A 13,686-nucleotide genomic window follows, 5' to 3' on the forward strand; every position below is an offset into this window, starting at 1 on the left:
TTTTGATTATGGGCAGTTTCACATTCTCCTGATATGAAATCCGCCATCTACGTCTATGTAGTTACCAGTGGTATATACAAATTTCTCACTGCACATCAGGCTTACAACATTACCGATATCCTCGGGGTATCCCCATCTCTTAATTGGAAACTGGCCCTCCTCTATCATCCTGCTATATTTATCGTGTACCACTTTCGTCATATCTGTATCTATGACACCCGGGCGGACTTCATGAACCAGGATTCCTTCCCCCGCAAGGCGGTCAGCATACACGGTCGTCAGCATGGATAGTCCGGCCTTTGACATACAGTATTCTGCACGGTTGGGCGATGATACAGTGCTGGACGCTGAACCAACATTAATGATTGTGCCCCGTTTTTCTCCTTCCCATGGCTGACTCAGCATCTGATTTGCCGCTAACTGTGTCATAAACATAGTTCCCCGAAGATTCGTCCCAACCACATAATCAAAACTCTCCTCTGTCATCTCGAGAATATCCGTGCGGACCTTTGGCGCCACACCCGCATTGTTGACCAAAACATCAATCCGGCCAAAGCGTTTCACCACCAATGCCACAAAATCCTCCCTGACCTTCCGGTCCGTTATATCGCCCTGATAGTATATACAGTCCGGATTCAATGCTTTAAGTCCATCAAAATTCTCCTGATACGCAGCGAGCGCATTTATATCCAGTATGGCTGCCGTATAACCGTCTTCCACCAGTTTACGGGCAATTCCATATCCAATCCCTCTGCTGCCGCCCGTTATAATTGCAATTTTATTCAAAATATCACCTCTTCTTTACGGTTTTAGTATTATCTTAAGTGGTTCTTCACCAGGGCTTTTTTTGATATCCATGGCCTTTTGTACTTCATCCAAAGGGAAATGATGGGTAATGAGTGACTTTAAATCAATCCGGCCAGATGATACCAAATCGATTCCCCGTTGAAAATCCCAACAGTAACTGGAGGTTCCTACCACCTCAATTTCTTTTACCATTGCATCTACAAGGGATTTTGTGCTGAATTCATCTTCGAATATACCAAAAATAACAGCCCTTCCACCTTTTCTCGTTACAGCCATGGCCTGATTAAAAGTAACAGGAATCCCAACCGCTTCAAATGTAACATCCACGCCGCGTCCCTCTGTTCTCCTAAGCACCTCCTGTACCGCATCATGCCCACTCTGAAGTGGTATGCAGCCCAGCCGTTCTGCAAGTTCCAGGTTTCTTTTCATAATTCCCAGTACATATACATGGGTTGCCCCGGCGGCAAGAGACAATTGTGCAAGTAACAGTGCTATAGGGCCGTCTCCCATGACGCAGACAGAATCACACAACTGAATCCTGGCTTTCATTGCGGCGTGAACCGTACAGGCCAGAGGTTCCATTAATGCGCCCTCGTCATAGGAAATTTCATCTGGCAAAAGATGGATCCACCGCTCCTTGGCATAGTAGTAGTCCGCATACCCACTGCTGCCGCTGCGGTACTTTAACCTGAGGTTTTCACAGTAATCATATCGCCCTCTCTGACAATAGTAACACTGGCCACAGGTAATAAGCGGTTCAACACATACCCTGTCTCCTACTTTGAACCTGGTCACATCCGCGCCAACCTCTTCTATCACTCCTGCCAGCTCATGGCCAACCGTAGTTGGCAGTTTTGCATATGGATGTTTTCCTGAATACAGATGCATATCGCTTCCACAAATAGCGGACGACACCACCTTTATCATAACCTCTCCACTACCAGGCGTCTTTTTTTCAGCTTCATGTAATACAATTTTTCCAGGTTCAGTTATAAGAGCCTCACGAAACGTATCCATTCTTACCTCCTCTATATCATACCGGACAGTTCATATGCGCCATGAAATGCCTTTAAGGCATTGCCGATTGTCCCACAGTCCCCAATCTGATAAAAGACACCCCCAAAGTTCTCTGCCTGCTTCTTAATATAACTGCTGCTCTTCATACCAGTGCTCATCACAATGCTGTCTGCACATACCTTGAATTCCATTCCCTCCTTTTCACATACAAGTCCATCCTGCAGTATTTTCTTTACTTTTAATCCTGTAGAAACAGTTATATTCTTCTGGAAATAGCGTTTCAGCATATTGCCGCGGTTTGTAAATCCCATACCAGGAACAAACTCATCCCTTCCTGTAATGATACAGACCTTCTTTCCCTGATTCGCCAGTTCTTCCGCTACATCTGCTGCTGCATGTCCCGCTGAACAGGCATGGCTTTCACTGGTTTTCATCCCCACAATATCATCCGGGATATCCTCTGATATCTTACGGCAGGTCCATGTACAATTATAACTGCAGGCAACCACAACTACATATTCCCCTAATTCCTTGGAGCCATCCAAAGCCTCTGTTGGAGTCATGACACTGGGAAGATTGATACCCTCTATATCCGGCATTTTAAACTCTGCTCCGGTAGCATCAATCAATATATCCGGCTTTAATTCATCCAGCATCTCTCTGGAAAATGCTTTTCTTAACCGCACATCTACACCCGCTTTTTCTAAAGCATAAGCAAAATAGCGAAAAACATCCTCAACTTCCTTCTTAGCCTTTGTATGTGTACAGTACCAATATTTTCCTCCCAGCACCGTTTCCTTCTCGACCATTGTGACCTTATGTCCCAGCCTGGCCAATTCCAGCGAAGCTTCGCACCCTGCCGGACCACCTCCAACAACCAGTATTGTTTTACTCCCTTTCTTCTTCCCCCGTTCAGCCAGGTATGTCATCTTTTTTCCCACACTTGGATTGACCATACACGTAATAGGTTTCTTCATCCACAGTTCATCGTAGCATCCCTGGCAGCACGATGTACATGGGATGATATCCTCCAAATGCCCATTAAGAACCTTTGACCCAAAATCAGGATCACAGATAAACTGTTTTCCAAATGCAATAAAATCAGCCTGCCCTCTTTCTAGTGTAACCTCAGCAAGTTCCGGATTAAAACGTTTTACAATAATTACCGGAATTCCTATCCCCCTCTTGATACGTTCTGCCAGATGAATCCATGCACCTCTGGGCTGGCCTGAAGTATGGTCATTAAAACTTAACTGGGAGTCACGCATGCCTGCGGATACATTAATTGCATCTGCTCCAGCTTTCTCTAATTCCTGCGCAATAAGCTGGGCCTCCACAATACTATTTCCACCCTCCTTAATATAATCATCCCCGTTAATCCGGCAAATCACCGGGTATTCATTCCCACAGGCCGCCTTAATCCCGGAAATGATATCACAGCAGAATTTAATTCCCCCTTTCAGGCCTCCGTATTCATCTGTTCTCTGGTTTGAAACCGGAGAGAGGAAATTATTGGCCAGATAACCGTGCCCCATTATAATCTCCACTCCATCCAGGCCTGACTTCCTTGCGATTACCGCAGCCGCAGCAAACTTGTCCACAATCCCAGTAATATCCTCTTTCTCCAATACCTTTGGCGTATCCGGATAGAGTGGGGAATTACTGGCAATGGGGGATGGGGCTACAGGGTCCATACCAGTAGTGCTTCTCCTGCTTTGACGCCCAACATGGCTTAACTGAACAAATACTTTCGCACCATACTGATGGCATCCATCTGCGATGCGCTGAAAACCAGATATGTATTTTTCATGGTCAATGGCTGGGTTTAATACAGAACGGCTGCGTGGATAATCCACGGAAGTAGCCTCCACAATAACAAGACCTGCCCCTCCCCTTGCCTTTGACACATAAAAATCAATGGATTCTTCTGTCATATATCCGTTATGTGTAAAGTTATTGTTCAATGCAGGGAGAACAATTCGATTTTTTATACTTAAACTGCCAATATTGCCTTCTCGGCCCAATGCTTCAAATTTCATCTCATTCCTCTTTTTGAATCAGTATTATCCTAATTGACGGTTACTTTTGATGAACACATTATTTTAATGAATATTTAACTAACACTTGATATCTTCCGTTATATCCCCCTCCCATGAAACCGTTTTCTTGACTTGCTATGTATATATTATCTCAAGAAACCGTTTTCGTCAATATATTTTTATACATTTTTATCAATAAATTTTATTTCTCCACATTACTCTGATACAAAAATATGAACCACCATAAAAAAGTATCTCTTGTCGAAAAATATGCTTTCCAAAAATACGGTGAGACAGCACAAAAATACCAGCTGGCATATATCCAGCTGGCATCCAATTTATATTTTTTATCTGTACACTTAACAATGTCCCAGGAATAACAGGTCAGGCCAGTATCTCCCCCCTTCTCACCACAATGAAATGATTTCCTTTCCAATGACAGGTTCCGCGGTTCCCTTCTTCCTGTCAATCCCATAGGAATTAAGACGGTGGAACTGTCCTGGTTTTTCCTCATATCCCACTGAGAGGATAAGCTGGCTGTCATCCTCATAATCCACCTTGAACTCCAGTTCTTCCTCCTCATCCTGGTACAGGCCCAGGTCCTTCAGTTTATTATCCAGAAGATGGCTGGCTGCCTCGGATGTGAGACTTGGTCTGGGAATCCATACGCCGGTCTGGGAATCCAGGTAATACCAGCGTCCGTCAATCCGGTTCCATCCCGTCAGGACGACCGTTTCCCGGGTATCCTGGACGCCGCCTTCCCGGGCCAGCCCGTCCCCAGTTTCTTCGTTTTCCACCTCATAATACCAGTCCCCGATTTCATCCTGTATCCACTGTCCCGCCCAGGCGGGAAAGGAATGGAAGGTCAGGGACAGGATCGCAGTTAATAAAAATACCTTGCATTTACCGGAAGCTTTTCTTACCATCCTGTATCGTCCTCCTATTGGATATGTCTGCTGGCACTTGTCCATCGGCATATACCTTTTCCCTGTTTTTGTTTCCCATGATACCATTTCAATATTAACTTCATATAAACTCATGGCGGGAAAAGATGCGGCATACAGGACCGGCAGGATTCCTTATTTCCTAATCCTTATTTCCTAATCCTTATTCCCTAATCCTTATTCCTTATTTCCTATTCATTTCTTTATATCCAAAAGCCCTGGGCGGCTCCTGTAAGGATGCGTGCCACATGGCTCCGGGGCCTGATGGTATATTTTATCATGTTTTACTGTGAATCAGCCACACTCTGAACGCCCTTCAGTTCCTGGGCCGGGTCGGCTCCGGCTGCCACGTTCTGCATTGCGACCTGGATTGCAGTCTCTATTTCGCTGTTGACCAGTTTACGGTTTCCAACCGCATTGCTCACATAATCGTTTACTTCGTCAATGGACTGCTGCTGCAGTTCGCCGTCAACGGTTCCCGTATACTGGATTTCGCTGGACACCGGCGCTCCCTGGAGACGGTTCACCCAATACTGCTGCCCCTCTCCGTTGGACATGTATTCAACAAACCTCATGGCTGCTTCCTTCTCCTTGCAGTCCTTGTTGACAGCCAGCACGATGTCCACGCCGGATGTGCCGCATATGGTTCCGTCCTCTGTCATGGATGGGAATACGCTCATTCCGATTATGTCCTTCTGGTTGGAAATCTCCGTCCCCTGAATCTCCGGTGCGGATGGGGAAACCGGGCCAAGATGCCAGGATCCGGTCATGAAGAACACGGCCTTTCTTGCAAAGAAGTACTGGTCCCGGGCATCCGGATAGGTGGCAACGCCAAGGGCACCGTCCTCAAATATACCGTCGCTAAACAGGTTCTGCCATGCTTTCATGGTATCCACAAAGCACTGGTCTGTCCATGGGCGTTTTCCCTGCTCCGCCTCATAGACAGCGCCTTTCTCAAATTCATTTGAGATCTGTACAAACCAGTCGGAGTTAATCCAGTCATCCGCTGCCCCGGCCGCCACACACACATAGCCTTTTGCCTTTGCTTTTTCAGCCGCGTCCTTTAATTCTGCGTAAGTGGTGGGAACCTTCTCTATCCCGCACTCGTCCATCAGTGTCTTGTTGTACAGAAGGTCAGTCATACCTGCCACCAGCAGCGGCATACCTACCATGTGGCCGTCTTCGGTCACACACTGGTTCACGGCTGTCCCGCTGATGACTCCGTCCCAGCCGGGCAGGTACTGGTCTGCCAGTCCTTTCATATCCTCGGTAAACGGCGCATACTGTTTCGCCATCGGGCCTGTGGTAAGCCCAAACAGGTCGGGACCCGTACCGGATGCCATTGCAACCTGAAGCTTTTCAAAGTAATCGTCCTGCTCTGTCCTGATATACTCAATCTTAATATCCGGGTTGGCCTTCTCAAAATCCGCAATCATTGTCCCGGATTGTTCAACCGTCGGAAGCCAGGACCAGTATGTCAGGGTCACCTGCTCCCCGCTGCCCTCTGCACTGTCTGCGTTTTTACCCTCCGCGCTATCCTTCGCGCTGTCTGCCCCGCTGTCCTTTGCAGCGCTTTCCTGGTTCTGTCCAGGGGCAGGGGTTGTAGTTCCTTTATCAGAGCCTCCACATGCTGTCAGCGAAGCCGCCATAACGGCTGCCAGTGTCATTGCCATTATCCTTCTCTTTCTCATTTTTAAACCTCCCGTTTCTGCTTTTTTGTATCTAAAGCATACCTTATTTTTACTGTCTGCATGACTCCATTTTTTTGCGTTTCATTTAAATTTTTGTATAGCTGTACCGGGTTATTTTAAGTCCCTGTATCTGGATTGTAAATGCGTCCCCGCCTTTCTGTAAAGGGGAAATTGGTTCCCCATCCAGTAAAATCCACTCCTGGTTCCTGAACACCGCATGATACAGGGAAAACTGCTTTTGTCCGCCGCATCCCGTCTGGATGGATTTCTCTCCAAGTACAGTATTCCCGCGCATGATCTGTATGGACGGCTGTTCCCCGTCTACCGCAAACTCAAACTCTTCCGTATGGTTTTCATCCCATGGTTTCTCTGCCAACACTGCCTTTCCCGTGCCAAAGGACAGCCCGCTTCCACTGGCAGTTCCATGTGAAAATCCATAGAAGGCCGTCATTTTCTGAAGCTGTCTACCCTCCAGCCGGGCATGTCCGGTCACAGCCATGCTGCTGACCGTGACCTGGGTAAAATACGGTACAACGCCAATCTTTCCCGCCGCACATTCCCCGTTTCCTGCCTTGTCATCCACTCCACCCATTCCCATACACATTCCCATGCAACATGTATGGGCGGTAATCGCCGGCTGTTCATCCATCCACAGGTCAAAGCTGTTAAAATTCCTCTGCACAAGGAGCAGATGAGGCACTTTGTAGTCAAAATCCACAGGCAGTTCCCAGTCTGCAAGTTCTGCCACCGCCCCGTCAAAGCATTCTAAAAGCGTCAGTTTCCTCTGTCCGGAATGCAGCCTTGCCTCCACATAATTCCTCTCATCCCGGTAATCCAGATAGATTCCGTACCTGGCCCCGCTGTGGCTCCTTCCTGCTTTTATCCAGCACTCCATACGGTAAACAAGGGGGCTTTCCCCTGCCCAGAAAATCTCCTTTACCTCCTGTTCCCGCACCATGATATGGGGCGCCAAGGGGCTGGATTTTTCCCACATGGATGGACCGAAGCACAGCATATGGCTGCCGTTAAAATACAGCGGGTCAATGCGCATATTCCTCTGTTCCGTTCCAAGAACAAGCTCATCCGCAGCATTCCTTCCATGGTATACAATCCAGTCGTCCACCAGGTTAGGCGCCTTTGTCACGGTGTTGTGCCCGGTGCCTTCCACCAGCTCATTCCTCTTTAAAAGCGGACACCAGGTATAGGGGTCAGGATACTTGTGCCACTCCATCTCATGGAACACTGCCTTCTCATCCGCCACCGAGGTCCCCACAAAATAGTCCTCATGCTCATAGGCATTGGCTGAATAGAGAAGCCACGTCTTCCCGTTATGGGACACGGTGCAGGCCCCTTCGATGGTGTACCAGTCCCTTCCATCCCCAAACCTGTTTTCTTCAAATATTTCCTTGCGGATACCGGGCGCCACTACCGGCCTTGGATGGCCGGAAAACTCGTATGGGGTGCGCATCCCGTCTAACAGGATACAGGTCCCGGCCACCTTATCCTCTGTCCCGAACCAGTCATTGACAGAATAGAACATATACATTTTCCCGCCCCACATCACCGGGTGGGAATCAATGGAGAAGTGGTCAAAAAATGTCTTTTCCCACACAAAGGGGCCAAGGGGATCATCTGATTTTGCCACCTTAAGATGCTGCTCATGACAGTCTGTTTCCTCCATGGGGATATTGGAATAATACATGTAAAATGTACCGTTCAGATAGATGACGGAGGGCGCCCAGTAATGGTGGTACCCCTGTTCACGGATTGCATATCCCCTGTCCTCCCAGTGCACCAGGTCCTCTGAAACACTTACCTTTGCACCGTGTTCATCGGACGCATAACAGTAGTACAGACCGCACCAGCGCAGGATGAAGGGATCCGGGTTTGTATGGATCTTCCCATCTGAAAACGGGACCGGGTTACAATAGGTGCTGCTGCCTGTTACAGGCATGAAATCATTCATATGTGACCTCCAGATTAAATTAATGATTGAATCAGCCTTTGACCGAACCGCTGGTAATTCCCCCCACCAGGAACTTCTGGCTGAATAGATATACGATGATGGACGGCAGTGTGAGAAGCATCATGACCGCGTAAATCCTGGCCACGTCCGCCGGGCTTTGGTAGGTACTGGATACAAAGTACTGGGCCGCCAGGGTGACCGTATAGTTTTTCTCGCTTCTCATGACCAGAAGGGGAACCAGATAGTCATTCCATGAATAGATGAAGGTCAGCACCAGCACATTGGCTATGATAGGTCCGCTTAAGGGCACCATGAACTCCAGCCAGATGCGGAAACTGGATGCACCGTCAATCCTGGCGCTCTCTAAAAGCTCATCCGGAATGGTGTCAAAGTAATTCTTAATCATCAAAAGCATCATGGGCGCGTTGAACGCCACCAGCGGGATCATGACCCCCAGATGCTTATCCAAAAGCCCAAAATTCTTGATGGCCGCAAAGAGGGGGCTGGTCACGGCAGCCACCGGGACCGCCAGGCATGCGAGGATTGCGCCGTACAGAAGCTTTCCTCCGAAAAACTGCATTTTCGAAAAAGCAAATGCAGCCAGGGTGGTTATGAGCGTGACCAGGACCGCGGTACTCACCGCGATGAACATACTGTTGAACACTACCCTGAAGTAGCTGATTTTGTCATAGCTGAGTACATATTGATAGTTTCCGATTCCATTAATCTGAAAGGATTTTACAAAGGCAGTGCCGATTGGCAGAAGCCATATAAGGGCGCAGAGGACAAATACCAGGTACGTGGGCGCCGCTGTTTTCCATTGATTCTTTTTCATCCTCAATCCTCCTTGCCAAGCTTAATCTGCAGAAACGACATGATGACCGCGATAATCAGGATGGCAACGCCGATGGAGGCCGCCCCACCTGCGTTAAAGTCCTTAAAGGCCTTTTCATAAAGGTAGGTGTTCAGCACGGTGCTGGACCTTCCCGGACCGCCTCCTGTCAGCAGCTTTACAATGTCAAATGTCTTTAAGGACCCCACAATCCCAAGTATGATAAGGACATTGGTGGTTCCCTTTACCATGGGGAATGTGACGGATAAGGTGGTCCTCCAGAACCCGGCCCCGTCAATCCTGGCAGCCTCATACACGTCATCCGGAAGGCTCATCAGCCCGGCATAATAGATGATCATGGAAAAGCCCATCCACTGGAAAATGTTGACGATGATGACAGATAACAGCGCATATCTGGGATCCCCCAGCCAGCTGACTGCAAATACATCAAGCCCCACCGCCCTGAGGAATGTATTGAGGGCGCCGTTGGTCGGATCCATCAGGATACGGAAAATAGCCGTGATGATGGACGTTGCCATGGCAATGGGCATAAAGTATATGGCCTTGAAAAGATTGCTGCCCGGCAGCCGGTTCTTAAGCAGCACTGCCAGCAAAAATCCCAGCCCAGCCTGGATGAATACTGTCCCAAAAAAGAAAATCACATTGTTGACCACCGCTGTCCAGAAGGTCTTGTCATGGAGCATTTTCGTGTAATTCTTAAAGCCGACAAAGTTCATTTCCTTAGACATCCCGTTCCAGTCCGTGAAGCTGGTTCCCACCGTACAGATGATACAGTAGTAAATCAGCGCAAAAGACAGGACCATCAGCGGCAGGATATAAAGATACGCGGACCAGTTGTTTTTTTTCCCTAATTTATTCATTATGGCCACCTCCTGATACATATTATAAAAGGAGGCGGCCATAAAATGGATACTAATATTTTGGGATTTACTCTAATTTTTTGCCATGAACTCGCTGGGCGTCAGCCCCTCAGATTCCTTGAATATCTTGAAGAAATACGTGTAGCTGCGAAACCCCGACTGTTCAATTATTTCCTTCATGGTCATATCATGGCGTATCAGCAGGCTCTTAGCCTTGTTCACCCTCTGCTGGTTCAGATACTCCACAAACCGCTGTCCTGTCTCCTGCTTGAACTGCCTGCTGAGATAGGTGTAACTGCTGCCAGTGACCTCGGCGCATTTTTCCAGGGAAATGTCACTGGCAAAGTTCTTTTGGACATAGTTAAGGACCTGCTGTATGACAGGGGAATATGCCTGCTTATCCGGCTGCGGACCGGCTTCCCGGCTGCGCGCATATAACTCCAGGATGTCCTCCCGGAACTGCTCCAGGATTTCATACTCCCGGATGCGTTCCAGAACCGCATCCCTGTCCTTTTCATCCACTACCCGGCCCTGCGCAATCAGGCCCGCCAGACGCTGGCTGATATCCCTGACCCGCTCCAGGGGCGCCCTTATCTCTTCCATCCAGCCAAAGAATCCGTTCAGCGTTTCCGCAGTGCCTCCCGTACCGCTTTCCAGTTCAAATACCAGCTGCTTCCAGTAGCTGGGAGGCACATCTTCCGTGCCGTAATGAAGCCGTCTGGCCATGGCAGCCGCAGTGACACGGTTCCCGCCTATGTATAATTTGTCCTCCAGCAGCCCATCCATCTGACAGGCGTCCTTCACCGCTGCCTGAAGGTCCGTCTGGGGATTGCCGCATATGATGGTAACCGTAAGGTCCAGCATGCGGATGATCTGGCGCTGAAGCCTTCCTGCCAGGTTTTTTATCACGTTCAGCATGTAAAGGGTGCTGGTGACACCGTTAAATGAAACCAGCAGGATCAGGTGCTCCTGCCTGGTCTGCCAGATCAGGTACCCATATTCCTTGCCCAGGATCTGCCCCAGGATATCAATCACCGCCTTGCAGATATCGTGCTTATAATCAGCCGGTTTTACCCCCGGCGGAAAGCTGTAATCCGGGCTGATTGCAATGGCAGCCATATTGGAGCAGCAAAAATCCAGCACGCCGCTGTCCGCCATGTTCCTGATATTGTCCGCCGTGAATTCCTTCCTGTCATAAAAGCAATACCCGACACGGTGCCGGATGGTCCGTTCCTCCGGCACGATCTTATATTTATCCCTTGCCTGGTCCAAGGCTGATATGAGATGTTTCCTGGTCAATTCATGTTTCAGCAGGTAATTGGCTGCGCCGTTTACAAGGCTTCCCCTTACATAGTCAAAATTGTCAAAGGCGCTGATTGCTATGACCGGAAGGAACTCATTGATTACATGGATCATACGGATTAACTCCACGCCGTTCATCCCCGGCATCTGCATGTCGCAGAGAAGGATGTCGATATCATTTCCCCGCAGCCAGTCCAGGGCCGCCTTTCCATCGGAGAAATCAGCCACCACTTCGTAGGATTCGTTTTTCTCCAGCAGTTTTTTAATGGTATTCCTGCTTATCAGCTCATCATCCACAATCATCAGCTTTATTTTTGCCATTTATCCCCTCATACCTCCTTATTCCTCCCCCGCGCTGTCCACTGCGGGCAGGACTAATACAGCCTTTGTATATTCCCCCGGGCTGCTTTCATAACGGATTCCGTAGTCCTCCCCAAAGAACAGACGGATCCTGGCATTTACATTGGAAATGCCGATCCCGTTAAAACGTTTCCTGTCTCCTGCCGGGGTGCCAAGGACTGCCTCTATCTGCTCCTCCGTCATCCCTTCCCCATTGTCCTCTATGACGATGTTCAGCCTGTCCTCCTCCCTCCATGCCTCAATCCGGATGGTCCCCTGCCTGGACAGGTCCGCGGGCAGGCCGTGGTAGATTGCATTTTCCATGATGGGCTGCAGGATGAATCGGGGCACGTACAGTTCCTTTGTATCTTCACTGATTTTCTTTTCCACGACAAAGTCATAGCTTCCGCTGTATTCAACAATGGTCAGGTAATTATCCACGTATTCCAGCTCATCCTCCAGGGTTATCATGTCGTTCCTGCGGTGCATCACATTCTGAAGCATGGCATTCAGGGAATGGATCAGGGGGACGATGTTGTCCGCGTGCTGCAGCTTTGCCATCCAGACCACATTGTTAAGCACATTGGAGATGAAATGGGGATTGATCTGGGCCTGGAGGAAATCCATCTCAATCAGCCGTTTCTGCTTTTCCTCCTCAGTAATCCGGTGCATCAGTTCCCGGATACGCACTACCATGTGGTTAAAGGTATGCCCCATCTGCCCTATCTCGTCCTCGGCCCTGACGGCATAGCTCACGGACAGGTTGCCTGCGGAAACCTTCTGCATGCTGTCCTTTAACACCGTGATTTCCCTGGTGGACCTGGACACCACCAGGCCGGAAAGCAGGCCTGCCAGCAGGAGGATCACAACCATGATGGCCCCGGTAAACAGCGCGGTCCGGTATATATCCGCCGTATAATAATCCGATGGCAGGGCCATGGTAAAGGTCCAGTCCACATCATCGGCTTCAAATGTATTATACACATACCCCTGTATGGGATGGGAGATATCCAGCAGTTCATCGCCGCAGTTGGAGAAAATAAGGGACCGGCTTCCGTTTGCAACCTGGAACCGGCTTCCCTCCGGAAGGTTGGAGGAAAACATGTCCTCTATGACGCCGTAATCAAAATACATCACGGTGTAGCCGATTATCCTCTGGTTCCAGTCCGTAATCCCCCTGACAGCCGGAACCACGTAGTCGCTGTTATAGGTGGACTTACCGCCCTCCACGTGGATGGGCTCCAGCATGACGATATTCTTCTTAAGCCTGTCCTGGTCCAGCTGCATGATCCGTTCATAGACATCCCCCTGCCCCTCCACCAGATGGGAGGTGGAAAAGGTGCATGTTTCATTTACGATCACGCCAATTCCCACGATATAGTACTTATAGCCGTTCAGGTCATTGATGAATTCCTTTATGATCCTCCTGTTTTTCAGATATTCCATGTTCCACTGGCCGTTCTCCATGATGGTCCGTTCATTCAAGGCTTCCACGGGCCGTATGATGTTCCTGTCATTGAGCGAAACCATGGCCGCCATATAGGAGGTATCTGTCAGCAGATACTCAAAGGCCTGGCACGCATCCCTCATGGTGCTCTCTGAAATGTCCTTCAGGTATGTACCTGCCATCTTACTGCTGGCAGTATACCAGACCGAGGTTATCAGGATGCTGCAAAGCATCAGGACAGCCGTGATGACCAGCAGTATCTTGTTCCTGATTGTCATGTGTTTTATCATTGCCATATGTTTTATCATCGCCATGTGTTTTGGCATCCCCATACCTTTCATATCACCCTCCCACAACAGACCCTTCCTTTTACCATTGTAGCATTGCATTGGCAAATATGTTATATGAGTTTTTGATGTTT

The 13,686-nt window shown here is 48.9% G+C and carries 10 protein-coding genes; all 10 read right to left on the reverse strand.

All coding sequences use genetic code 11. From position 1 onward, the window contains the following. Nucleotides 1–18: 18 nt before the first annotated feature. A complete protein-coding gene (locus LK536_RS44375; protein WP_227796281.1) occupies nucleotides 19–786 on the reverse strand; it encodes a 3-ketoacyl-ACP reductase in 768 nt (255 codons plus the stop codon). Between the two features lie 15 nt (nucleotides 787–801). Beyond that, nucleotides 802–1,824, reverse strand: a complete 1,023-nt coding sequence (locus LK536_RS44380; protein ID WP_227796280.1) for a zinc-dependent alcohol dehydrogenase — start codon at nucleotides 1,822–1,824, stop codon at nucleotides 802–804. A gap of 11 nt (nucleotides 1,825–1,835) precedes the next feature. Beyond that, entirely contained in the window at nucleotides 1,836–3,863 is a 2,028-nt protein-coding gene (locus LK536_RS44385) for an oxidoreductase (RefSeq protein ID WP_227796279.1), read from the reverse strand. 407 nt (nucleotides 3,864–4,270) lie between these two features. Further along, on the reverse strand, nucleotides 4,271–4,789 hold the full coding sequence (locus tag LK536_RS44390; protein ID WP_227796278.1) for a hypothetical protein: 519 nt from the start codon (nucleotides 4,787–4,789) through the stop codon (nucleotides 4,271–4,273). 302 nt (nucleotides 4,790–5,091) lie between these two features. Continuing rightward, the gene (locus LK536_RS44395) at nucleotides 5,092–6,498 is read right to left on the reverse strand and encodes an ABC transporter substrate-binding protein (protein WP_025486131.1); all 1,407 of its coding nucleotides are present in this window, start codon (nucleotides 6,496–6,498) and stop codon (nucleotides 5,092–5,094) included. A gap of 85 nt (nucleotides 6,499–6,583) precedes the next feature. Beyond that, nucleotides 6,584–8,464, reverse strand: coding sequence for a glycoside hydrolase family 43 protein (locus tag LK536_RS44400; RefSeq protein WP_227796277.1), 1,881 nt, complete (start codon nucleotides 8,462–8,464; stop codon nucleotides 6,584–6,586). Nucleotides 8,465–8,495: 31 nt separating this feature from the next. After that, the gene (locus LK536_RS44405; protein ID WP_227796276.1) at nucleotides 8,496–9,299 is read right to left on the reverse strand and encodes a carbohydrate ABC transporter permease; all 804 of its coding nucleotides are present in this window, start codon (nucleotides 9,297–9,299) and stop codon (nucleotides 8,496–8,498) included. Nucleotides 9,300–9,301: 2 nt separating this feature from the next. After that, nucleotides 9,302–10,177, reverse strand: a complete 876-nt coding sequence (locus LK536_RS44410) for a carbohydrate ABC transporter permease (RefSeq protein WP_025486129.1) — start codon at nucleotides 10,175–10,177, stop codon at nucleotides 9,302–9,304. A gap of 72 nt (nucleotides 10,178–10,249) precedes the next feature. Next, nucleotides 10,250–11,800: a response regulator gene (locus tag LK536_RS44415; protein WP_008718873.1), complete on the reverse strand. Its 1,551-nt coding sequence runs from the start codon at nucleotides 11,798–11,800 to the stop codon at nucleotides 10,250–10,252. A gap of 18 nt (nucleotides 11,801–11,818) precedes the next feature. Beyond that, entirely contained in the window at nucleotides 11,819–13,606 is a 1,788-nt protein-coding gene (locus LK536_RS44420) for a sensor histidine kinase (protein ID WP_227796275.1), read from the reverse strand. Nucleotides 13,607–13,686 lie beyond the last annotated feature (80 nt).

It is taken from the genome of Clostridium pacaense, from assembly GCF_020709765.2.
In the GTDB taxonomy this organism is placed as follows: Bacteria; Bacillota; Clostridia; order Lachnospirales; family Lachnospiraceae; genus Enterocloster; species Enterocloster hominis.